This window comes from Pseudomonas sp. Mb7, from assembly GCF_054790525.1.
In genome coordinates, this window is sequence record NZ_CP186501.1 from 5,374,832 (window position 1) to 5,395,852 (window position 21,021).

Genomic DNA, 21,021 nt, shown 5'->3' on the forward strand with positions numbered 1-21,021 from the left:
GCGTTTCCCTCAAGCTTTGTCGACGTAACGCCACACAAGACGCGAGCCATCGGCCTGCAAAAACGCCACATCACTTAGCCACTATTGCACCCTATACTGCGCGACCTGTCGCATTTCCCGCTCAAGGATGAACCGCTTTCATGCGCCACCGCTTGCACTTGCCCCTGTTGATCGCCGCCGTTGTGCAACTGAGCGGCTGCGGTGCATATCGCAACTACGATCTGGAACTGCAACAGACCACCGACCCGTTAAAGGCCGGCAACATCAACAGCGCCCTGGCCGTGATCGAAGCGAACAATCCGGCTGCGGAAAAAGACCTGCTCTACTATTTCGAAAAGGGCGCCGTACTGAGTGCGGGCGGCGAGTTTGCGCAGAGCCAGACAACCTGGCGCAGCGCCGAGCAGATGATCATCGAGCGCCAGGACACGATCCAGACCACCGGCGACAAGTTGCTCGCTGCCATGGGCGATCACTGGGGCAGCATCATCAATGACAAGCTGCGCCGCTACGATGGCTACGACTACGAAAAAGTCATGCTGACCACGCAAATGGCCCTCAACCAACTGGCCATGAATGATTTTGACGGCGCCCGTGCCGACATCAAGAAAACCCACGAGCGCGAAGCGCTTATAGCCCGACAGCGGGAGCTGGAATACGAGCGTGTCGAAGCAGCGGCCAAGGCCCAGGGCGCGCGCGTGCATTACAAGGACCTGCAAGGTTACCCCGTGGTGATGCTCGAATCGCCTGCGGTGATTGCGCTGAAAAACGGCTACCAAAGTGCATTCAGTCACTATCTCGCCGGCTTCACCTACGAAGCACTGGGCGAGAAAGATCTGGCAGCGCCCGGCTATCGTCAGGCAATTGAACTGCGTCCGGACATGGCGTTTTTCCAACAGGCACTGCGCGACCTCGACAGCCCTGGTCTGAAGGCAGATGAAAGCGATGTGCTGATCATCGTACAAAGCGGCCTGGCGCCGGCCCGCAGCTCCGTGCGTGTGCCCTACCCGGTGAAGCTCGCGGACGGTCAGGTCATCGTCGCCAATATCTCGTTCCCCATAATGGTGCCCGACACCTCGACGCCTTCATTCAACCAACTGAGCATCGATGGTCGTCAAAAAAAGCTGATTGCGGTCAACAGCATTGCCGACATGTCCTTGCGCACCCTGCGTGACGACATGCCGGGCATTATTCAGCGCACAACCTATCGGGCATTTCTGGCAGCCGATGTTCAGGCCAGGGACAATCGACGCGATCCGAGCAAAGCCTCCTACGTCACCCACTGGGATGCTTTCGAGCATGCCGACACGCGCACTTGGCGCACCTTGCCCAACCTCACCCAAGTCGTGCGCCTGCGCCTGAAAAAAGGTGAGCACCTGATCAGCCTGCCCAACGCTCCCGGCGCTACGCCCATGAAAATCCGCATCGACCAGAGCCGCCAGGTCATCGGCCTGCGGGCTTTGGGTGAGCGAGTGTTTGCCAATGGCAGCGCATTCCAGCCCAGCGGAGCGCCGACCGGCAGTGCGGTATCCGACCTGAAATAAGTAATGGCACCAAACTAACAAGTGCAATTAAAAAGATATTACATAGCCACCACCGCCCGCCTATAATGCCGCGCCCTCGCTATCGCGAAACGGCATTAAAGCTCCTCAGGTTATGAGGAATTGGCAGGAGGCCAGCGCCACTGTCGATGGGTCACACCAGCCCGACCAGCATTCGCGGCTGTATTACTCCAGGGAAGAAGTACCCCCATGGCATTCCGCGCTCCCACTCTGATTGCGCTCAGCGCCGTCACTCTGCTGTCCGGCTGTTCGGCGTTTCGCAACTACGACTCCGAACTCGCCCAGACCAATCAGCAACTGGCCACCGGCAATGTTGACGCCGCGCTGACTCTGCTGGAAAAGAACAACACCGGCCCGGACAAAGACCTGCTCTATTACTTCGAGAAAGGTGAATTGCTGCGCGCCAAGGGCGACCTGTCCGGCAGCCAGAACGCCTGGACCAGCGCTGATCAGGTGGTGGGCAAGTGGGAAGATTCGGTCAAGCTCGACACCGACAAATATCTGGCCCAGTTCGGCAGTTTCCTGGTCAACGACAAGGTGCGTCGCTACGAAGGCTACGACTACGAAAAAGTCATGCTGACCACACAGATGGCCCTGAACCTGCTGGCGGTTAATGACTTCGACGGCGCGCGTACCGCGATCAAGAAGACTCACGAGCGCGAAGCGGTGATCGCCGAGCTGCGTGACAAGGAATACCTCAAGAGCGAAGAAGAGGCCGAGAAAGAAGGCATTAAAACGCAGTACAAAGACTTGCAGGGTTATCCGGTCGCCAGCCTCGACGCACCGGAAGTGGTCGGTCTGAAGAACAGCTACCAGAGTGCTTTCAGCCATTACCTGTCCGGGTTCGTCTATGAAGCACTGGGCGAAAAAGGCCTGGCTGCACCGGGCTACCGCAAGGCTGCCGAATTGCGTCCGAACACGCCGCTGCTGGAACAGGCGCTGGTCAACCTCGACAAGCCGGGCAAATCCGACGACAGCGACATTCTCATCGTCGTCCAGAGTGGTCTGGCGCCAGCCCGCGACTCGATCCGCGTGCCGCTGCCATTGCCGATCTCAAACAATGTGGTGATTACGCCGCTGTCGTTCCCGATCATCAAGCCAGACACCTCCACCGCGCCGTTCGCGCAGATCGGTGTCGATGGCCAGCAGGTCGATCTGACCGCCCTCAACAGCACCACCGCGATGTCCCGCCGCGCCCTGCGTGACGACATGCCGGGGATCATCCTGCGCACCACCGTGCGGGCAATCACCAAGGGTGTTGCGCAGAAGCAGATCAACGAAACCAACCCGCTGGCAGGTCTCGCCGTCGGTATCTCTTCAGCTGTGCTCGAAGGTGCCGATACCCGTACGTGGCGCACCCTGCCGGACAACACCCAAGTGGTGCGTCTGCGTCTGAAAAAGGGTGAGCATCAGGTTACCCTGCCAAGCGCCGTGGGCGGTTCGGTGGTCAAGGTCACCGTCGATCAGCGTTATCAAGTGATCACTCTGCGCGCCGTGGGCAACCAGGTGTTCGCCGGTGGCCTCGCCGCCCACGTCATCCCGAGCGCCAGCGCGACCAACGTCGCCAGCCTCAAACAACCTTAAGAACGGAGTCTTTGCATGCGCTTCAAACTCATCGCCGTCGCCGCCCTCGCCTTGCTGGCGAGCGGCTGCGCCACCCCGCCACCGCCAGAGCCGGGCAGCGCCGCGAGCAAAGTCGTGGCCATGGGTCCACAGAAACACATTGTCGTCGGCGCCATGCGCGTGGCCCGCGAAAACGGCTTCATGACGGTCAACGTGCAGTTGAGCAACACCCTCAACAGCAACAAGATTTTCTACTACCGCTTCGCCTGGCTCGGCGCGGAAGGCTTCCCGATTGCCGAAGAAGAAGTGTGGAAAAGCCAAATGATGTACGGCGCCCAGACCAGCTTCATCCAAGGCATCGCCCCGACCCCGAAAGCCGTGGACTTCCGTCTGGAAATCAAGACGCCGTAAGCCTGTCACCCTATTCCTGTTTTAGAGAGCATTCCCATGTTTGCACGCTTTTCCTGCATCGCTGTTATCGCCCTACTGGCCTCCGGTTGCGCCAACACCTCGCCGACCCTGGGCAGCAAGAACATCAGCTACGGCGACACCAAAGCGGTTGAAACCGTGACCAACGAATTCGGTTCGACCGACCTGCAAATGATCGCCGAGTCGATGACCCGCTCGCTGGCCCAGTCCGGCATTCTGCAGGGCCGTCCGGTGGTTCAGGTCTACGACGTGAAGAACAAGACCAGCGAATACATCGACACCCGCGAAATCACCACCAGCATCAAGACGCAGCTGATGAAAACCGGCGTGGCCCGCTTCGCCAGCGACAACAACGCCATGCAGAGCCAGGTTGACCAGCTCAAGCTGCAAAACCAGAGCGGCCTGTACAAGAAAAGCACCGTGGCCAAGACTGGCAACATGGTTGCCGCCAAGTACCGCATCGAAGGCTCGATCAGCTCGATCGTCAAGCGCAGCAGCGATTACAAGGACGTCTTCTACAAATTCAGCCTGCAACTGATCGACGTTGAAAGCGGTCTGGCCGAGTGGATGGACGAAAAAGAGATCCGCAAAACCACGGAGCGTTAATTGATGCGCGCATGGATTGGCATGATGGCCCTGGCTTGCGCGTTCAGCGTGCAGGCGGCCCCGAAAGTCGCGGTGACGGATCTGGCCTATCAGGAGCGTGTGGAGCAATACATCCACATCGTTTCGGCCCAGAGCAATCATCGCGAGGGTTACTACAGCTCCAGCGGCTCTTCGAGCTATAACGAGATCGAAGCGAGCACCAGCTACATCGAGCAAGGCGAGTTGCGCAAATTCACCGGCGACATTAAGGGTGAAATTTTGCGCACCGGCATGTTCCAGCTAGTGCAAGGCACGCCGTACACCGCGTCGTCCAAGGGTGACGTCTACGACGTGATCAAGCGCATCAAGGCCGGCAACTTCAAGGGCGCCGACTATGTGCTGTTTGGTACGGTGTCGGACATCGACTTCACTCAGGACATCAACGAACTGGCGCACACCGACAGCTATTCGGCGGTACTGGGCCTGACGCTGGTGGCGGATTTCAGCCTGATCAACACCAAGACCTTCGAAATCACCTCGGCCTTCACGGCGATGGGCGAAGCGCAGGACACCAAACTGGTGAACCACCGCGACATCAAGATCTCGCTGAACCGCCCACGGGTGGTGCGTGACGTGTCGAAGGCGCTGGGTGAGGACGTGGCCGGGCAACTGAGCATGCAGCTCGGTGGCGGCGGTTACGAGCAGCCGCGCGAAGCACCACAGCGCAACAATCTGCCGCGTGATACTGCGCCGGTGATTTTGCGCTGATGACTGGCGCCTGATCGTCCCCGTGCTCGACGTGGGAATGCATCCCGGGACGCTCTGCGTCCCAGCCACAAAAAAGGCGACCCGCAAAGGTCGCCTTTTTTGTGCTCGCGAGGTTTACGCCGCCGCTTTACGCAACGTCGCCATAAACGCCGCCGCACCGATGAACAGTCCGGCAAACGTGCGGTTCATACGCTTCTGCTGCTGCGGGGTGCGTAGCAAACGCAGCACCTTCGACGCCAGACCGGTGTAGCCCGCCATGACAATCAGGTCGACGAAGATCATCGTTACACCGATTACTACATACTGAATCAGCAACGGCGCATGCGGGTTGATGAACTGCGGCAGCACCGCGAGCATGAACACCAAAGCCTTGGGGTTGCTGATGTTCACCAGAAAGCCGCGGAACACCAGCGCCAGCGGCTTGCCGATCGGTCGTACCGCCGCGTCGTCGCTCATGTCCATGGGCAGCGCGCGCCATTGCTTGATGGCCAGATAAACAAGATAAGCCACACCGAACCACTTGATCGCGTGGAAGGCGGTGGCCGAGGCGGTCAGGATCGCGCCAACACCGGCGCCGACGATCGCGATTTGCACCGCCAGGCCAATCTGCAGGCCGAGGGCGTTCCAGTAACCGCGCCAGAAACCGTATTGCAGACCGCTGGACATCGACGCAATGGCGCCAGCACCCGGGGACAGACTGATCACCCAGCAGGCGGCAAAAAATGCCAGCCATGTTTGAAGCTCCATCGCACACCTCGCATCTGAATCGTGACAGACGCTCAAGCTAATGCGGATTGGGCCTAAAAGCAAAAGATCGCAGCCTCCGGCAGCTCCTACTTTGGAATGCGATCCCTGTAGGAGCTGCCGAAGGCTCGGGCCGCGATCGGACGATCTTTTGATCTTGCTGTAAGACTTACTTCTCAAACCCGCTGGAAGGAAACACATCAGTCCCGCGCCAACGTCGCACCGAGCGCTGGAAAAACAAGCTGTTCGGCACCTGCACCATCGCGCTGCCAGTCCCCAACTCTTCCGCCTCGATCAACGTGGTGTAAAGCAGATTGATCGCCACCACCCGGCCTTTGACACCAGGCTTGTCCGTGGTGTCCACCAGCTCAACGATATCGCCCAGCCGGAACGGCCCAACCGTGAAGATCAGAATCGCGCAGAGCAGATTCGACAGCACACTCCACATCGCGAAGAACGCCACCGCCGCCACGGCGACGAACCCTGACAGCGCCGTCCACAGCACCGTGGCCGAGACACCGAGGCGTTCCAGAACAAAGATCAGCGCACTGCCCATGATCAGCCAGCGCAACACGCCGCGCAGTGGCATCAGCAACTGCGGCGGGAATGGATAGCGCTCACCCAGGCGGGTCAGGGCTTTGGCGACGAAGCGCTGGGTGAGATAACCGGCCAGCAGGATCAGCAGAATCTGCACCGCGAACCAGATCGGCTCGACCCACTCCGCCGGCAGCGGCAGCTTGAACGCTTCCATCAGGACAGCGCCTCCAGCTCCGCCTGCATGCTTTCCAGCACCTCTAGGGCTTCCATCCACGCTTCTTCCAGCTCGCCTTCGCGAACCTTCAATTTGGCCTGCTCAGCGAGCAGATCACGCAGTTCGTTCTTACGCGCCGGCTCGTAAATGTCGCTGTCGCCAAGGCTGGCGTCGACCTTGGCCAGTTTCTCGTGAAGCTTGCCCAGCTCGGCTTCAAGCTTGTCGGCTTCACGCTTGTGCGGGGCCAGTTGCTGACGCAACGCAGCAGCAGCCTGACGCTGGGCCTTTTTGTCGGTCTTGTCCGGATTCACCGGGGTGGTGCTGACCGGCGCGTTGCGCTGGCGGTATTCCACCAGCCAGCGCGCGTAGTCTTCGAGGTCGCCATCGAACTCTTCGACTTTGCCATCAGCGACCAGGTAGAAGTTGTCGGTGGTGCTCTTGAGCAAGTGACGATCGTGAGACACCACCAGCACCGCGCCGCTGAATTCCTGCAGCGCCATGGTCAGCGCCAGGCGCATTTCCAGGTCGAGGTGGTTGGTCGGTTCGTCGAGCAGCAACAGGTTCGGGCGTTCCCAGGCGATCAACGCCAGGGCCAGACGCGCTTTTTCACCACCGGAGAAATTCAGTACCGGCTCATCAATGCGCGCGCCACGGAAGTCGAAACCGCCGAGGAAGTCACGCAGAGTCTGCTCGCGCTCGGTCGGCGCCAGACGCTGCAAGTGCAACAACGGGCTGGCCTTGGAATCCAGCGAATCGAGCTGATGCTGGGCGAAGTAGCCAACCACGGTGTTTTCGCCACGGGTCAGGCGCCCGGCGATCGGTGACAGCTCGCCGGCGAGGTTTTTGATCAGCGTCGACTTACCTGCGCCGTTCGGGCCGAGCAGGCCGATCCGCGCGCCCGGGGTCAGTTGCAGCTTGACCTTCTCCAGGATGGTTTTGTCGCCATAGCCCAGACGCGCATCCGACAGGTCGATCAGCGGGCTGGAGATCTTGGTCGACTCGCGGAAGACGAAGTCGAATGGCGAATCGACGTGGGCCGCCGATAGCTCTTCCATCCGCTCCAGGGCTTTGATCCGGCTCTGCGCCTGACGGGCCTTGGTCGCTTGCGCCTTGAAGCGGGCGATGTAGCTTTCCATGTGCGCACGTTGCGCCTGCTGCTTCTCGTAGGCCTGTTGCTGCTGCGCCAGACGCTCGGCACGGGCGCGTTCGAACGCGGTATAGCCGCCGCGATACAGGGTGATTTTGCGCTGATCGACGTGGGCCACGTGATCGACGACTTCATCGAGGAAATCACGGTCGTGGGAGATCAGAAGCAAGGTGCCCGGGTAGCTTTTCAGCCACTCTTCGAGCCAGATGATCGCGTCGAGGTCCAAGTGGTTGGTCGGTTCGTCGAGCAACAACAGGTCGGACGGGCACATCAATGCCTGCGCCAGATTCAGACGCATCCGCCAGCCACCGGAGAAATCTCCTACCTGGCGATCCATCTGCTCGTTGGTGAAGCCGAGACCGGCGAGCAATTTGCGCGCCCGCGCGTCGGCGGTGTAGCCGTCGGCGCTGTCGAGTTCCGAGTGCAGGCGGGCCTGAGCGGCACCGTCGTGCGCCGCTTCGGCGGCGGCGAGGTCACGTTGCACCTCGCGTAGACGCAAATCGCCATCGAGCACATAGTCGACGGCAAGACGCTCAAGGGTCTCGATCTCCTGGCGCATGTGGGCGATGCGCCAGTCAGCCGGCAGGAAGCAATCACCCGAGTCGGGGTGCAGTTCGCCCCGAATCAAAGCGAACAGGCTCGATTTGCCGGCGCCGTTGGCACCGATGAGGCCGGCTTTGTGGCCGGCGTGCAGGGTCAGCTCGGCGTCTTCTAGCAGACGTTGCGGGCCACGCTGTAAAGTCAGGTTCTGAAGTCGGATCATAATGGCGGCGGAGTCTACCAGCTTCGCTCACAACTGGCGCGAGTAGCACGATGTCCTCTGACCTGTGGAGCTTTTCCCTTGCCACCTACGCCCGCCCGGGCGTGGAAGATGCCTGCCTGCGACTGCAAACGGCGGGCGCCAATGTGTGCCTGCTGCTGTGCGGTTTATGGCTCGAACAACGCGGGGTGATCTGTGATGAACAACGTGTAAGCCAGCTTCAGACGCTGACCGAGCCTTGGGATACCGAGGTGGTACAGCCGCTGCGCTCCCTGCGGATGCTATGGAAAGTACGGGCCGTTGATGATGCGGTGCTGAAAGGCATGCGCGAGCAGATCAAATCACTGGAGCTTGAGGCTGAGCGAGCGTTGCTGTCACGGCTTGAAGGGGTGGCGCAGGAATGGGCGCTAAACGATGCAGGCTCGAAGACCTGGCTTGAAGGATTGGCCGGCATGGCGGCCAGCCCGAACCGCGACGCGCTGCAAGTGCTGCGCGTCGCGGCAACCGGCACTTAGGAAGCGCTGGTCGGGTTGTTGCTGACGCTCGACGCAGCGGCTGGCGATGGCGCAGTCGAAGGAGTCGAGGTGGCGGCGGCTGGAGCAGCGGCGGCTGGCGTGGCCGGAGTGGCTGGCACGGCAGGCTTGGCAGCTGGAGTGGTAGCCGGTTTGGCGGCAGCTGGTTTGGCAGCGGCAGGCTTTTTCACGGCTGGTTTGGCGGCAGGTTTGGCAGTTGGTTTGGCGGCCGGTTTTGCAGCAACAGGCTTGGCAGCAGTGGTCGCTGGTTTAGCAGCGGCGGCCGGTTTCGCGGCTGGCTTGGCGGCGGCTTTCACTGCTGGTTTTGCAGCCGGCTTGGCGGCAGGTTTTGCGGCGGCTTTTACAGCGGGTTTAGCGGCAGCCGGTTTTGCGGCTGGCTTGGCAGCGGCGGTTTTGGCAGCAGGTTTTGCGGCTGGTTTCGCCACAGCTTTCGCCGCAGGTTTAGCGGCCGGTTTGGCAGCTGCAGCTTTCGCCGGAGCAGCTTTGCTCGCGGCTGGTTTTGCAGCCGGTTTGGCGGCGGCCGTTCTAGCGGCTGGCTTGGCAACAGCTGGTTTTGCAGCAGTGGTTTTAGCCGCCGGTTTGGCAGCGCTCGTCGCAGCCGGTTTTTTCGCCGCAGGTTTTGCCGCGGTTTTGGCAGCTGGCTTGGTCGCCGCTTTCACCGGTGCCTTGGCAGCAGGTTTGGCCGCCGTTTTTGCCGCAGGTTTAACCGCTGCGGTTTTCGCTGCAGGCTTGGCTGCAGCCGGTTTGGCAGCCGCTTTCTTCGCCGGTGCCGCTGCCGGTTTGGCGGCGCGGGTGGACAGTACTTTGCCCACGGCTTCTTGAACGCGACCCACACCCTGGGCCAGTTTCAGGCTTTCCTGTGCATCGCGCTTGAGTTGCAGAATGTAGCTGCGAGTGTCGGACTGACGATCCTTCAAGGCATCGAGCAGGTCTTCCAGTTCTTTCACTGCGGCCTTGGCTTTGTTCTGTGCCTTGGCTTTACCGGCAGTGGCTGCGTCCTGCAATTTGGTGCGGGATTTGTGCAGTTTTTCTTGCGCCTTGCCGCGTTGCTTTTCCAGTTTGGCGAGCAGTTTTTCAGCATCAGCCAAGGCTTGGGAGCAAGCGTTTTCCAGATGCTCGAGCAGGCTGCCCGAGAGTTGTTGGAGTAAGTGCAACGGAGTATTTACAGGCTTCTTGGTGGCCGACATGGTTTACCTCCTGGCTGACGTGAGTGCGGCTCATACTAGACCTCTGCAGTTACCGCCGCTAGGGCATCTTGACAGTATCGATTGCGTTGCGTTGCACCGAATCGAAAATGTTCTGCGCGAAGTCAAAAGCAGTTCACCGTTGCAGACGTTCGCGCTGGCATAATCCACCGCATCTCAGGACGGAGTGTGCCCATGTCGCGCTACTTTTTTTTATCCCTCTGCATGGTTTTTTCGGCCGTTCACGCTGACGAAAAAAACACCGCGAACGATGCTCACGATCTGGCCTACAGCCTCGGTGCCAGCCTCGGTGAACGACTGCGTCAGGAAGTCCCGCAACTGCAGATTCAGGCGTTGGTCGATGGCTTGCAGCAAGCCTACCAAGGCAAGCCGCTGGCGCTGAGCGAAGCACGCATCGAGCAGATTCTGGCTGATCATGAAGCGCAAAACGCCGAGCACTCTGCACAGCCTTCAAGTGATGCGGCGATGGAAAACGAGCAACGCTTTCTCATCGCTGAAAAAGCCAAACCGGGTGTTAAGGAACTGGCTGACGGCATCCTGCTCACCGAGCTGACACCGGGCACTGGCGGCAAGGCTGGCCCCGATGGAAAAGTGCAGGTGCTGTATGTCGGACGGCTGCCGGATGGCACCGTGTTCGATCAGAACACTCAGCCACAATGGTTCAACCTCGACAGCGTGATTGCCGGCTGGCGCACCGCGTTGCAGAACATGCCGGTAGGCGCGAAATGGCGCCTGGTGATTCCATCGGATCAGGCCTATGGCGCTGACGGTGCCGGTGACCTGATTGCGCCGTTCACACCGCTGGTGTTTGAAGTGGAATTGCGTGGAGCGACGAGTTGATCAGGCAATAAAAAACGGTGCGCTTTCGGGCGCACCGTTTTTTTTGATCAGGGTTCGGGATCAGGCCTGAACCGGATCTTCTTCCTTGTGTGCTGTGTGCAGCACTTCAATCAGGCAGTCTTCAAGTTCGAAGCGTTCGTGGAGCAGGCCACCTAGCTCTTTGAACTTCTCTGCAACGCATTTGCCTTCATCGCACAGGTCGTTGAAGGCTAGAAGCTTCTCGGTGATGACATCGATGCGCGGATAGATCGTCTCGGCGAGTTCGAGGCCGCGCTTGTCGTTGAACGCCTTGGCTTCGCCAGTCAGCTGTTCGTAGATTTCGAAGTGCCCGGCCGACACGTAATCGACCAACACGCCGCAGAACTCCTGCAAGGGCTTGCGGCTCTCGGACAGCGAATCAGGCTCTGCGCCGAGCTTGTCGTAGGCACCGATCAGCTCTTCACGCTCTTGCAACCAGCGGTCGATCAGCAGATGAACCCCACCCCAACGTTCCTGAGCATTCTGACAACTTTCGAGCATGGCGATCTCTCTTCCCTTGTGGGTCATGCTGCTCTACACCCGCGCCCCTCTTTTGATTCTGGCTTGGGGGTCGGCCGGGCAGAGCGTCATCGAGCAACATAAATCCAATGACACGTGCGGGCCAGATTATGCCCGCACGCCTATGGCTTCAAGGTACGCAGGAGATAAAGTTCATACAAGTGTTTAATCCCGCAACAGCACCGGGTGCGACGCTTGGCCGCTGAGCGGGCGTTGCAGAGCACTCCATACCAGCCGCAACAATTGATACACCGCCAGAATCGATACCGCGACAAAGAACAGCAGGCTCCACTCCGGGACACTCAGGTCGAACAGCGTCCAGGATATTTCCGCACAATCGGTACCGCCGCTAAACATTGTTTGCAGGGCACAGATCCATGGCAGACCACTGAACAAGGCCTCGGGAGCAGGCGAGCAATTGAGCAGGTGCAGCATCGGATCGCTCTGTATCAGTACCTGCCGCCAGGCCGCCGTGGTCCCACCCAGGCTGGCGCCCAGGGTCAACAGCCAGTAGAACCACAAACCGACACGTTTGGGACCGTGCACCGCCGCCAGACCACTGACTACGCACAACAGCGTGAGGAACAGGCGCTGCACCAGACACAGGCTGCACGGCGTCAGGCCGACTGCATATTCAAGATAATAGGAAGCTCCCAGAGCAAAGGCCCCCGCAGTGAAAGCCATGAAGAACAAGGAGCGTGAGCAGGCCAACGACATGGCTTTTCCGTAACAGTAGAGACAGACGGTTACGGTAGAGGAAAGCGTGTCAGCCTTTCAAGGCAAGGCCCTGCCGACAGTTCACCAGAGGTGTAGGGAAAACCCGACAGGATCGAGAGGAATTGGTGTAGACCGCTGTAGGAATTTGCCTCAAGCGCTCAACGAAGTGGAAAAATCAGCCACAAAAGGTAAGCGAGGGAGCGAACTCCCTCGCCACTTCAGACATGGGCCGGAACCGGCAACGGCGCGGCCAGCAGGCGCTCGTCCAGCAGACCAAGGCCTTCCTGGAACAACTGATTGCTGCGCTCGGTATCGCCCAACTGGGCGAGTAGGCGCGCCAGCTCCGCACAGGCCTCGGGATTGCGCTGCACACGCAGACTGCTTTCCAGGTAATCCCGTGCCTTGCCCCACAGACTGGTTTGCAGACACAGTCGGCCGAGGGTCAACAGCAGGCTTGGATCGTTCGGATGCTCCTTCAGCCAGCCTTCGGCGGTTTGCAACTGGCGGGCCGGATCGCTGCCGCGCACCAGCCCGTAGAGACGGGCCAGATGGCTGTCGTACTTGCGTTTGAGGGCAGTGCGCAGCACTTCTTCCGCTTCGACCTGGGCGCCCAACTGCCGCAACTGTTCGGCGTACGCCAACACCAGCGGCGGCTCCTGCCGTTGCGCCGAAGTGAGCTGCTCCCAGGCGCGCGTGAGCGACTGCAAACCCACGCTGCCATCCTCTTCCCGTTGCGCAGCCAGCGAGAGGTTTTCACCCCAGGCGCGGCGCTCGAGTTCAGCCAGTTCGGCGCGCGGCAGGACTTTGTCCTTGCGCAATTCCGGCAGCAAACGAATCACCGCCGACCATTCGCCGCGCTGCTGATACAAGCGCTGCAACTGACGCAACGTCTGCGCATTGTGTGGATGGCGATCGTGCATCGCTTGCAGCGTCACCAAGGCACCGTCGGTGTCGCCACGGTCAGTCTGCAACTGCGCATGACTCAAAGCGATGGCCAGCTCCGCCTGGGGCTGACGCTCAAGCGCCCGCTCCAGCAAACGATCGCACTCTTCGTAAAGACCTTGCTCGTTGGCTGCGCGAGCAGCACCGAGGTAGTACAGCAATGGCTGGCGCTCGGCTTCAGCCGCTCGAGACAGGTGACGCTGAGCGCTGGCCCAGCGACCTTCGGCCAGATCCAGTTGACCGTGCTCGATCGCCACCTGCACGCGCCGACTGCGGTTGCGGCGCGACCATGGGTTGACTACGCCACTGGAGGCCATGACCAATTCGACCAGTGCCTTGATCCCCCAGATCAGCAGCCACAACACCGCGATGACCGCCAGCGTCGCCCACAGGCTGGACTCGTAGCGGAAGCTTTTGTAGGCCACCAGCACGTAACCGGAATGCTCGGCAATCGCCAGACCCAGCGCCGCTGTCGCAGCGATCACCAGAAACACGATCACATACAGGCGTTTCATGGCGTGATCTCCTGCGCGGTGTTGGCGGCAGGCTTGGCGAAGGGTTTCACCGACTCTTCGGCGTTAACGTTGCGCCGCTCAAGGTAGGCTTGCACCGCACTCAGCGTGCCGGCCAGATCAGGCGTCGTGACCGTGACCGGTTCCTTGCTCAACTCACCGACCTGTTCGAGCATCACTTTGCTTTGCGGATTGTCCGGGTTGAAATTGCCCTTGAGCACATCGCGCGCTTCGGCCAGCGCCTGGGTATAGACCGGCGCCTGACCGTTGAGGGCTGCCCACTGCGCCTGCTCAAGCGCAAGGCTCAGGGCCAGACGCACCTGACTCAGGCTCTGCCCGGCCAGCAGCGGCCGCACATTCTTGTCGGCATTGAAATCGATACGGATATAGCGCGAGACCTGATCCCACCACTGCGCCCAACGACTGGCGCCGTCACCGTCAGCAGTCAGGCCCAGCAGCGATTCGCCACGATCCTTGTACTCCGGCGCAAGCTCGGTGAGGTCGATGACTTGATCACGCAGCGCACCGAGGCGCAGGAACAGACCGGTGCGATCCGGTTGCGAAGTACTGCGCAGCGCCACCAGGGTTTTCGCCACTTGCTCGCGGGCGGCGAAAGAGCCTGGATCGTTTTGCTCACGGAGGATTTCGTCAGCGCCTTGGACCAGCGCCTGAGCGCTGCTGATGTCCTGCAACGCCGAAAGACGCAGACTGGCTAGACGCAGCAAATGCTCAGCCTCAGCCAGACGCCAATCCTTGCGGCTGGCGCCAAGAACGGTTTCCAGGCGCTGATTTAGGCGCTGTTGATCACCTTGAAGCTGGGTCACCAGACGCTGGCGCTCGACAAGTTCGTCAGCACCCGGCAGTTGCGCGAGGCGCTCGGTCAGACGCTGTTCATTGAGCTTCAGGCTCTGCGCCTGATCGTTCAATGCCTGCACTTCACCGGACTGCTGTTGAGTGTTGGTCTGCAGGTGACGAACCTGCCAGACACCCCAGCCGCCGATCGCGACACCGGCGGCGCCGAGCAACAAGGCGACGATGGCCAATCCATTGCCTCGGCGCGGCTCTGTGGCCGGCGGTGGAGTTTCAACCTGGGGTTCAATCACAGGCTGGACGTCATCTTTTGGCAAGGCTGTTTCGCTCACGTATCCATCCTTTGCATTAGAAAACGGGTTCGGGATACTCCCGCAACGCCGTCAGCAAAGCCGCGGCACTCGCGCCGCGGCAATCCACAACTGTTTGAGCCCCGGCGGCACGTGCCAGCTCGGCGACCCTTGGGCTTGGTACAAACAACGGCAACGACGCGATGGCCGGCCAGGTATTACCGGCCATTTGGCGCAGGTGCTCGAAACCCTGTCCACTGCTGACCACCAGCCCGTTCAAGCGTTCCGCTTCGATCCGCCGTGGCAGCTCATCCGGGGCATAGGCTGGCAGGTCGCGTCGATACAATTCCAGATACTCGACACTAGCACCTAGCTCACGCAAGCGCTCGGCGAGCAGTTCACGCCCACCCTCCCCGCGCAAGATCAACACCTGCGCTCCGGGCTGGCTGACCGCCTCACGCAGACGCGGCAATTGCAGCAAGGCTTCGCTGTCATCGCCGGTGGCCGGGAAGCTCGCGTCCAGACCGTGATCCAGCAAAATCTGCGCAGTCGCCGCGCCGACACTGAACCACGGCATCGTCAGCGCAGATGCACCTTCGAGCAGATCCAGCGCAATACGCGCCGCCGGTTTGCTGACGACAATCACTGCACTGCAACTTGGCAACTGCGTAATCGCCTGACGAATTTTCTCAGAGACTGGCAGCGGGACAATGTCCAGAAGCGGCAAACAGCTACTGAAAACGCCCTGCCCAGCCAACGTCTGCGCCAGCGCCGCACAGTCTTCCGCGGGGCGCGTCAGCAGCAGGCGCCAATCGGTCACTCGTGACCTGCCTCGCCGTAGACCGCTTTGAGAATGTCGTCGGCGCCCTGGCTGAGCAGGTCTTCGGCGACCTTCACCCCCAGTGCTTCGGCATCGGCACGTGGCGCGCGGGCTTGGGCGCTGAGCAGCTTGCCGCCGCTTGGCTCACCGACCAGACCACGCAACCACAACTGCTCGCCTTCGAGCACGGCATAGCAGGCGATCGGCACTTGGCAGCCGCCATTCAAATGTTTGTTGAGAGCACGCTCGGCAGTCACACGCGACGAGGTGTCGGCGTGATGCAGCGGTGCGAGCAAGGCGTGGATTTCGGTGTCGGCGCTGCGGCATTCGATGCCGACTGCACCTTGGCCACCGGCCGGCAGGCTGTCATCAACACTGATCGCCGAAGTGATGCGATCTTCGAAGCCGAGGCGGATCAGGCCGGCGGCGGCGAGGATGATCGCGTCGTACTCACCGGCATCGAGTTTGGCCAGGCGGGTGTTGACGTTGCCGCGCAGAAAGCGGATCTGCAGATCCGGACGACGGGTGAGCAACTGTGCCTGACGACGCAGACTCGACGTACCGACAATGCTGCCGGCAGGCAATGCTTCCAGGCTGGCATAAGTATTGGAAACGAAGGCATCACGCGGATCTTCACGCTCGCAGATGCAGAACAGGCCGAGGCCTTCCGGGAAGTCCATCGGCACATCTTTCATCGAGTGGACGGCGATGTCGGCTTGGTTTTCCAGCAGCGCAGTTTCCAGCTCCTTGACGAACAGGCCCTTGCCACCTATTTTCGACAGTGGCGAATCGAGCAGTTTGTCGCCGCGACTGACCATGGGCACCAGCGTCACCAGCAGGCCCGGGTGGGCCGCTTCAAGACGGGCTTTGACGTATTCGGCCTGCCAGAGGGCAAGCGCACTTTTACGGGTGGCGATGCGGATTTCGCGAGAGGACATGGATCAATCCGTACTGAATAGATACGGCGGATAATAACAGCTCAGCCAAATCCACTTTGACTTGAATCAGAGTCGGCGCGGCCTCCCTGGCCCGCAGTGCCTGGTAAAAAGGAGCTGGAGCTGTCCGGAATGACCGGGTTACAGGCCCTGCATCATCTTGCGCACACCGGCCACGTGCCGACGACTGACGATCAGCGCGTCACCATTTAGACCCTTGAGAAACAGCTGGAAATGCCCCAGCGGCGTACGCTGCAGACGTTCGATGCGGTCGCGGGCGACCAGCGCGTTGCGATGGATACGCACAAAGCGCTCGCCGAATTCGTCTTCGAGGGCTTTGAGCGGCTCATCCAACAGCACTTCACCGGCCTCGTGGCGCAGGGTCACGTACTTGTGGTCGGCGATAAAGTAGACAACCTGATCCAGCGGGATCAGTTCGATGCCTTTGCGGGTTCGGGCGCTGATATGGCTGCGCGGGCCGTTGCCACTTTCGGCAGCGGGACGGGTCAGGGCTGAGAGTTGCGCCCGATTGGGACGTTCAGCCCGTTTCAGGGCGTCATGCAGATGTTCGGTTCGCACGGGTTTCACCACATAGCCCACGGCGCTGGCCTGCAGGGCTTCCACGGCAAATTCATCGGGGCTGGTGCAAAACACCACGGCCGGCGGCGTTTCACGTTCGCACAGACGGGCAGCAACCTGCAGGCCATCGAGACCCGGCATGCGAATATCGAGCAGCACGATATCCGGCTTGTGGCTGTCGATCAGTGCCAACGCCTCTTCGCCATTCGTGGCGCCGGGCTCCAGAACTGTATAACCCTCGAGCTCGCTCACCATTCGGCTGAGGCGCTCGCGAGCCAGTGGTTCGTCATCAACGATCAGGACATTCATATTGCGCTGGATTCCTGCGTGAGTCTCGCACAAGGATAGCGTAGACAGGTGAAGTGACGTCCGTCACCGCGATCCACGCTAAGACTAGCCCGAGCGCCAAAAAGTGCCGTACGTCGGCCAGCAATATTTGCCAGTGTCCGGGTCGTACTGCTCAAAGCCCGCTGTTTCCTGCGTTTCTCACGGGGTTTGCCGAAGGACAAAACACCCACCCCCTCTTCTTATAGTCGCCGGCCAGACCTTTGCGCGATCCAGAGCCGCGTCGACCCTTATGTCCAACTGTAGACGCTCGCCGGGCCGATATTGCTCAATCGAAAAATATCCTTGTGCAAATCTCCCAGCACCAGCGGCCACTATGGCTGACGCAATGAGAAAAAAACGTATCGACCAGTGTCAGCGACAGGATTGGCAACCCTGTTATTATCCGCGCCAGCGTTTCACGCCTTCTTTCTTCAAGCCGATACGAGCGAATTCATGAGCACTGACAAGACCAATCAGTCCTGGGGCGGCCGCTTCAGTGAACCCGTCGACGCCTTCGTCGCCCGCTTCACCGCCTCCGTCACTTTCGACCAGCGCCTGTATCGCCACGACATCATGGGCTCGATCGCCCACGCCACCATGCTGGCCAAGGTCGGCGTGCTGACCGATGCCGAGCGCGACAGCATCATCGACGGCCTGAAGACCATTCAGGGCGAAATCGAGGCCGGCCAGTTCGACTGGCGTGTCGACCTCGAAGACGTGCACATGAACATCGAAGCACGCCTGACCGACCGCATCGGCGTTACCGGTAAAAAGCTGCACACCGGCCGTAGCCGTAACGACCAGGTCGCCACCGACATCCGCCTGTGGCTGCGTGACGAAATCGACCTGATCCTCGCCGAGATCACCCGCCTGCAGAAAGGCCTGCTGGAGCAAGCCGAGCGCGAAGCCGCGAGCATCATGCCGGGCTTCACCCACCTGCAGACCGCGCAGCCAGTGACCTTCGGGCACCACATGCTGGCCTGGTTCGAAATGCTCAGCCGCGACTACGAGCGTCTGGTCGACTGCCGCAAGCGCACCAACCGCATGCCACTGGGCAGCGCCGCGCTGGCCGGCACCACCTACCCGATCGACCGCGAATACACCGCGCAACTGCTGGGCTTCGACGCAGTTGGCGGCAACTCGCTGGACAACGTCTCCGATCGCGACTTCGCCATCGAATTCTGCTCGGCCGCGAGCATCGCGATGATGCACTTGTCGCGCTTCTCCGAAGAGCTGGTGCTGTGGACCAGTGCGCAGTTCCAGTTCATTGATCTGCCGGACCGCTTCTGCACCGGCAGCTCAATCATGCCGCAAAAGAAAAACCCTGACGTACCGGAGCTGGTGCGTGGCAAGACCGGCCGTGTGTTCGGTGCACTGATGGGTTTGCTGACCCTGATGAAAGGCCAACCGCTGGCCTACAACAAGGACAACCAGGAAGACAAAGAGCCGCTGTTCGACGCCGCCGACACACTGCGCGATTCGCTGCGTGCCTTTGCCGACATGATCCCGGCGATCAAACCGAAACACGCGATCATGCGTGAAGCGGCGCTGCGCGGTTTCTCCACCGCGACCGACCTGGCAGATTATCTGGTGCGCCGTGGTCTGCCGTTCCGTGATTGCCACGAAATCGTCGGTCACGCGGTGAAGTACGGCGTCGACACTGGCAAGGATCTGGCCGAGATGAGCCTGGAAGAACTGCGTCAGTTCAGTGATCAGATCGAGCAGGACGTGTTTGCCGTGCTGACCCTGGAAGGCTCGGTGAATGCCCGTGATCATATCGGCGGCACTGCGCCGGCGCAGGTCAAGGCAGCGGTGGTGCGCGGTCAGGCGCTGATCGCTAGCCGCTAAAGGCCAAAAGCCAAAAGCTTCGCGAGCAGGCTCGCTCCCACAGGGGATTTTTGTCGGCCACAAATTTTGTGTTCAACAAAAATCCAAATGTGGGAGCGAGCCTGCTCGCGAAGGCTTCCTTCAGAGCGCTATAAAACTCACTTCTTGGCAGCGATCATCGCCAAAAACGCCGGCATCGCAGCTTCCTTGTCTGCCGCGATCTTCTGCACATGCGGATTCTGCTCCAACCGCTCCAGCAGCGCCTTCGCCTGCGGCATCTCCGCCAGCAAATCAATCCCGAACAGCTTCTGCCCGACCGCATAGGCCAGCGGCACGCTGTAGAGGAAATACAAATCGGCAATGCTCATACTGTCGCCCGCCACGTACGGAGAAAATTTTCCGTGTCGTCCCAGCGCGGCGAAACCCAGCTGCAATTCAGTCTTGGTCTTTTCCTTGATCGCCTCCGGCAGGGTCATGCCGAAGAACGCCTCGCCGTAACAAGCGCGTCCCGGCAACTCGATGTACAGCTCGATTTCCTTGGCAATCGCCAGCACCTGCGCGCGTTGGAACGGATCGCTCGGCAGCAGCGGCGTGCCTTTCTGGGTCTGTTCGAGGTATTCGAGGATGATCGCGGTTTCGTTGATAAAACCATCGTCTACACCCAGCACCGGCACTTTGCCGCGCGGGCTGATGGCCAGAGACTCCGGTGTCTGCGTCGGGTAGAACGTGACCTCTTCGAACGGCAGGCCTTTTTCCAGCAGTGCCAGTTTGACCATGTTGTAGTAGTTGCTGACTGAGAATCCGTAGAGCTTGAACATCACATAGCCTCCAGGCCGTGCGGGGTGGGCAGTGCCTGTTTATAGATCGCTCAAGCCTTTCCCGCCAGCAGCATCACGCCACTGAATGCGGGTAAACTGGCGCCTTTCCATGAGGAGCCTGCCATGAGCGAGCCGACAGACATCGACAATGACAACGACGAAGAAGAGTTCACCGAAGCGACGTTGATCGAAGCCATCGAAAACCAGATCGAAAGCGACAATCCGCCGGCCGCCAAAGCGACGTTCAACAAGCTGACCCTGGTGGGTGTCGAGCGCGAAGAAATCCTCAATCTGATGGCTCACGTGCTGGCTTACGAAATCGACGCGATGCTCGATGAAGACCGTGCGTTCAATACCGAATGGTACGAAGCGGCGCTGCGCGCCTTGCCGGAATTACCGCCAGAAAAGCAGTAAGCCAAACACATCCCCCTGCTCGCGAATGCCGTGCATCAGCAAAAACAACGCTAAATGACACACCGCTTTCGCGAGCAGGCTCGCTCCCACACAATTTGTCACCCATCCATCCAGCCAACTCCCGCCTCCCGACTACACTGCAATCCGCCTCAAGACAAAATCCCTGATCTGAGCACTGGACATGCCGCAAAAGCGGGTTCACCTTAGGGACGCTGTCGTCCAATTCCTAGAAAGTCTGGAGTCCTTATGTCGCTTACCCCTGAGTTGGTTGCCGAACTGGAAGTCCTCGCACTCTTCAACCTGGACAGTTCCCAGGAAGGTCTGAAAATTCATCAGACCGCTGCCCCGAAACACATCGCCGCCGCCAAACGCCTCTTTGAAAAAGAACTGACCGACCAGCCCGATGGCGGGTATCTGACCAGCCTCGGTCGCGATGCCGCACAAAGTGTGCAAACCGTGCTGACCATTCTGAGAGAGCAGGAAACCGCCTGATTCCCCCTGACTTCGCCCACGGGAACTCCTGCCACGGGATTTCCGCGGGCTTGCCCGGCCATCCGCGATAGAAATCTGACGTCAAAAAACAAATTCAGCTTAAAAGTCCCGCTGCGC

Annotated in this window: 22 protein-coding genes and 1 pseudogene; 10 read left to right on the forward strand and 13 right to left on the reverse strand. The window is 60.2% G+C overall.

The window, feature by feature from the left end; all coding sequences use genetic code 11:
* Positions 1-140: 140 nt before the first annotated feature.
* The 5 genes from ACOYXH_RS24310 to ACOYXH_RS24330 all read left to right on the forward strand — a co-directional run bounded on the left by ACOYXH_RS24310 (position 141) and on the right by ACOYXH_RS24330 (position 4,904).
* Complete coding sequence (locus ACOYXH_RS24310) at positions 141-1,541, forward strand: COG3014 family protein (protein ID WP_258708966.1); 1,401 nt, start codon at positions 141-143, stop codon at positions 1,539-1,541.
* Positions 1,542-1,748: 207 nt separating this feature from the next.
* Positions 1,749-3,143: a COG3014 family protein gene (locus tag ACOYXH_RS24315; RefSeq protein WP_095049369.1), complete on the forward strand. Its 1,395-nt coding sequence runs from the start codon at positions 1,749-1,751 to the stop codon at positions 3,141-3,143.
* A 15-nt stretch (positions 3,144-3,158) separates the two neighbouring features.
* The gene (locus ACOYXH_RS24320) at positions 3,159-3,533 is read left to right on the forward strand and encodes a YcfL family protein (protein ID WP_007911131.1); all 375 of its coding nucleotides are present in this window, start codon (positions 3,159-3,161) and stop codon (positions 3,531-3,533) included.
* Between the two features lie 36 nt (positions 3,534-3,569).
* Positions 3,570-4,157 (forward strand): penicillin-binding protein activator LpoB, encoded by a 588-nt coding sequence (gene lpoB, locus ACOYXH_RS24325; RefSeq protein WP_016772610.1) that lies wholly within the window; start codon positions 3,570-3,572, stop codon positions 4,155-4,157.
* 3 nt (positions 4,158-4,160) lie between these two features.
* Positions 4,161-4,904 carry a penicillin-binding protein activator LpoB gene (locus ACOYXH_RS24330; RefSeq protein WP_095125000.1) on the forward strand — a complete coding sequence of 248 codons (744 nt, stop codon included), beginning with the start codon at positions 4,161-4,163 and terminating at the stop codon, positions 4,902-4,904.
* 114 nt (positions 4,905-5,018) lie between these two features.
* Here the strand turns inward: ACOYXH_RS24330 and ACOYXH_RS24335 are convergent, their stop codons facing one another.
* The 3 genes from ACOYXH_RS24335 to ACOYXH_RS24345 form a co-directional block, all read right to left on the reverse strand.
* Positions 5,019-5,651: a LysE family transporter gene (locus ACOYXH_RS24335; protein WP_095049367.1), complete on the reverse strand. Its 633-nt coding sequence runs from the start codon at positions 5,649-5,651 to the stop codon at positions 5,019-5,021.
* Between the two features lie 166 nt (positions 5,652-5,817).
* Positions 5,818-6,399 carry a mechanosensitive ion channel family protein gene (locus tag ACOYXH_RS24340; RefSeq protein WP_095049366.1) on the reverse strand — a complete coding sequence of 194 codons (582 nt, stop codon included), beginning with the start codon at positions 6,397-6,399 and terminating at the stop codon, positions 5,818-5,820.
* Positions 6,399-8,309: an ATP-binding cassette domain-containing protein gene (locus tag ACOYXH_RS24345; protein ID WP_095049365.1), complete on the reverse strand. Its 1,911-nt coding sequence runs from the start codon at positions 8,307-8,309 to the stop codon at positions 6,399-6,401. The genes ACOYXH_RS24340 and ACOYXH_RS24345 overlap by 1 nt, the downstream gene beginning before the upstream one ends.
* 50 nt (positions 8,310-8,359) lie before the next feature.
* Here ACOYXH_RS24345 and ACOYXH_RS24350 point away from each other — a divergent pair, with 50 nt between their 5' ends.
* Positions 8,360-8,821 (forward strand): TIGR02444 family protein, encoded by a 462-nt coding sequence (locus tag ACOYXH_RS24350; RefSeq protein WP_095125002.1) that lies wholly within the window; start codon positions 8,360-8,362, stop codon positions 8,819-8,821.
* Here the strand turns inward: ACOYXH_RS24350 and ACOYXH_RS24355 are convergent.
* Positions 8,818-10,026 (reverse strand): AlgP family protein, encoded by a 1,209-nt coding sequence (locus ACOYXH_RS24355; RefSeq protein ID WP_460409993.1) that lies wholly within the window; start codon positions 10,024-10,026, stop codon positions 8,818-8,820. The two genes, ACOYXH_RS24350 and ACOYXH_RS24355, sit on opposite strands and share 4 nt — an antisense overlap.
* 192 nt (positions 10,027-10,218) lie before the next feature.
* Here ACOYXH_RS24355 and ACOYXH_RS24360 point away from each other — a divergent pair, with 192 nt between their 5' ends.
* On the forward strand, positions 10,219-10,884 hold the full coding sequence (locus ACOYXH_RS24360) for an FKBP-type peptidyl-prolyl cis-trans isomerase (protein WP_095049362.1): 666 nt from the start codon (positions 10,219-10,221) through the stop codon (positions 10,882-10,884).
* A 60-nt stretch (positions 10,885-10,944) separates the two neighbouring features.
* Here the strand turns inward: ACOYXH_RS24360 and rsd are convergent, their stop codons facing one another.
* The 8 genes and pseudogenes from rsd to ACOYXH_RS24400 all read right to left on the reverse strand — a co-directional run.
* Complete coding sequence (gene rsd, locus ACOYXH_RS24365) at positions 10,945-11,403, reverse strand: sigma D regulator (protein WP_095049361.1); 459 nt, start codon at positions 11,401-11,403, stop codon at positions 10,945-10,947.
* 183 nt (positions 11,404-11,586) lie between these two features.
* Positions 11,587-12,138 (reverse strand): disulfide bond formation protein B, encoded by a 552-nt coding sequence (locus ACOYXH_RS24370; protein WP_095125006.1) that lies wholly within the window; start codon positions 12,136-12,138, stop codon positions 11,587-11,589.
* A 218-nt stretch (positions 12,139-12,356) separates the two neighbouring features.
* Positions 12,357-13,595 carry a heme biosynthesis protein HemY gene (locus ACOYXH_RS24375; protein WP_095049359.1) on the reverse strand — a complete coding sequence of 413 codons (1,239 nt, stop codon included), beginning with the start codon at positions 13,593-13,595 and terminating at the stop codon, positions 12,357-12,359.
* Positions 13,592-14,734 (reverse strand): uroporphyrinogen-III C-methyltransferase, encoded by a 1,143-nt coding sequence (locus tag ACOYXH_RS24380; RefSeq protein WP_460409994.1) that lies wholly within the window; start codon positions 14,732-14,734, stop codon positions 13,592-13,594. The genes ACOYXH_RS24375 and ACOYXH_RS24380 overlap by 4 nt, the downstream gene beginning before the upstream one ends.
* A gap of 16 nt (positions 14,735-14,750) precedes the next feature.
* A complete protein-coding gene (locus tag ACOYXH_RS24385) occupies positions 14,751-15,512 on the reverse strand; it encodes a uroporphyrinogen-III synthase (protein WP_460409995.1) in 762 nt (253 codons plus the stop codon).
* On the reverse strand, positions 15,509-16,450 hold the full coding sequence (gene hemC / locus ACOYXH_RS24390) for a hydroxymethylbilane synthase (RefSeq protein WP_093429722.1): 942 nt from the start codon (positions 16,448-16,450) through the stop codon (positions 15,509-15,511). Before hemC ends, ACOYXH_RS24385 begins: the two co-directional genes overlap by 4 nt.
* A gap of 138 nt (positions 16,451-16,588) precedes the next feature.
* Entirely contained in the window at positions 16,589-17,335 is a 747-nt protein-coding gene (locus tag ACOYXH_RS24395) for a LytR/AlgR family response regulator transcription factor (protein ID WP_093429721.1), read from the reverse strand.
* Positions 17,332-17,472, reverse strand: a pseudogene (locus ACOYXH_RS24400) (sensor histidine kinase); the annotation flags it as partial. The pseudogene ACOYXH_RS24400 and the gene ACOYXH_RS24395, both read right to left, overlap by 4 nt.
* A gap of 334 nt (positions 17,473-17,806) precedes the next feature.
* Between ACOYXH_RS24400 and argH the strand changes: the two are divergent.
* On the forward strand, positions 17,807-19,201 hold the full coding sequence (argH, locus tag ACOYXH_RS24405) for an argininosuccinate lyase (RefSeq protein ID WP_095049356.1): 1,395 nt from the start codon (positions 17,807-17,809) through the stop codon (positions 19,199-19,201).
* Between the two features lie 137 nt (positions 19,202-19,338).
* Here argH and ACOYXH_RS24410 read toward each other — a convergent pair whose 3' ends face one another.
* The gene (locus tag ACOYXH_RS24410; RefSeq protein WP_095049355.1) at positions 19,339-19,998 is read right to left on the reverse strand and encodes a glutathione S-transferase family protein; all 660 of its coding nucleotides are present in this window, start codon (positions 19,996-19,998) and stop codon (positions 19,339-19,341) included.
* A 123-nt stretch (positions 19,999-20,121) separates the two neighbouring features.
* Here ACOYXH_RS24410 and ACOYXH_RS24415 point away from each other — a divergent pair, with 123 nt between their 5' ends.
* A complete protein-coding gene (locus tag ACOYXH_RS24415; protein ID WP_093429718.1) occupies positions 20,122-20,412 on the forward strand; it encodes a hypothetical protein in 291 nt (96 codons plus the stop codon).
* 246 nt (positions 20,413-20,658) lie between these two features.
* The gene (locus tag ACOYXH_RS24420) at positions 20,659-20,904 is read left to right on the forward strand and encodes a TIGR02647 family protein (RefSeq protein WP_047596728.1); all 246 of its coding nucleotides are present in this window, start codon (positions 20,659-20,661) and stop codon (positions 20,902-20,904) included.
* Positions 20,905-21,021 lie beyond the last annotated feature (117 nt).

Bases quoted from the DNA above. Each gene is read 5' to 3' on its own strand.
- ACOYXH_RS24370 (WP_095125006.1), bottom strand. From the start codon at position 12,138: ATGTCGTTGGCCTGCTCACGCTCCTTGTTCTTCATGGCTTTCACTGCG.
- ACOYXH_RS24420 (WP_047596728.1), top strand. From the start codon at position 20,659: ATGTCGCTTACCCCTGAGTTGGTTGCCGAACTGGAAGTCCTCGCACTC.
- rsd (WP_095049361.1), bottom strand. From the start codon at position 11,403: ATGCTCGAAAGTTGTCAGAATGCTCAGGAACGTTGGGGTGGGGTTCAT.
- ACOYXH_RS24345 (WP_095049365.1), bottom strand. From the start codon at position 8,309: ATGATCCGACTTCAGAACCTGACTTTACAGCGTGGCCCGCAACGTCTG.
- lpoB (WP_016772610.1), top strand. From the start codon at position 3,570: ATGTTTGCACGCTTTTCCTGCATCGCTGTTATCGCCCTACTGGCCTCC.
- ACOYXH_RS24315 (WP_095049369.1), top strand. From the start codon at position 1,749: ATGGCATTCCGCGCTCCCACTCTGATTGCGCTCAGCGCCGTCACTCTG.
- ACOYXH_RS24375 (WP_095049359.1), bottom strand. From the start codon at position 13,595: ATGAAACGCCTGTATGTGATCGTGTTTCTGGTGATCGCTGCGACAGCG.
- ACOYXH_RS24415 (WP_093429718.1), top strand. From the start codon at position 20,122: ATGAGCGAGCCGACAGACATCGACAATGACAACGACGAAGAAGAGTTC.
- ACOYXH_RS24335 (WP_095049367.1), bottom strand. From the start codon at position 5,651: ATGGAGCTTCAAACATGGCTGGCATTTTTTGCCGCCTGCTGGGTGATC.
- ACOYXH_RS24350 (WP_095125002.1), top strand. From the start codon at position 8,360: ATGTCCTCTGACCTGTGGAGCTTTTCCCTTGCCACCTACGCCCGCCCG.
- ACOYXH_RS24320 (WP_007911131.1), top strand. From the start codon at position 3,159: ATGCGCTTCAAACTCATCGCCGTCGCCGCCCTCGCCTTGCTGGCGAGC.
- hemC (WP_093429722.1), bottom strand. From the start codon at position 16,450: ATGTCCTCTCGCGAAATCCGCATCGCCACCCGTAAAAGTGCGCTTGCC.
- ACOYXH_RS24330 (WP_095125000.1), top strand. From the start codon at position 4,161: ATGCGCGCATGGATTGGCATGATGGCCCTGGCTTGCGCGTTCAGCGTG.
- ACOYXH_RS24340 (WP_095049366.1), bottom strand. From the start codon at position 6,399: ATGGAAGCGTTCAAGCTGCCGCTGCCGGCGGAGTGGGTCGAGCCGATC.
- ACOYXH_RS24360 (WP_095049362.1), top strand. From the start codon at position 10,219: ATGTCGCGCTACTTTTTTTTATCCCTCTGCATGGTTTTTTCGGCCGTT.
- ACOYXH_RS24410 (WP_095049355.1), bottom strand. From the start codon at position 19,998: ATGTTCAAGCTCTACGGATTCTCAGTCAGCAACTACTACAACATGGTC.
- ACOYXH_RS24310 (WP_258708966.1), top strand. From the start codon at position 141: ATGCGCCACCGCTTGCACTTGCCCCTGTTGATCGCCGCCGTTGTGCAA.
- ACOYXH_RS24355 (WP_460409993.1), bottom strand. From the start codon at position 10,026: ATGTCGGCCACCAAGAAGCCTGTAAATACTCCGTTGCACTTACTCCAA.
- argH (WP_095049356.1), top strand. From the start codon at position 17,807: ATGAGCACTGACAAGACCAATCAGTCCTGGGGCGGCCGCTTCAGTGAA.
- ACOYXH_RS24395 (WP_093429721.1), bottom strand. From the start codon at position 17,335: ATGAATGTCCTGATCGTTGATGACGAACCACTGGCTCGCGAGCGCCTC.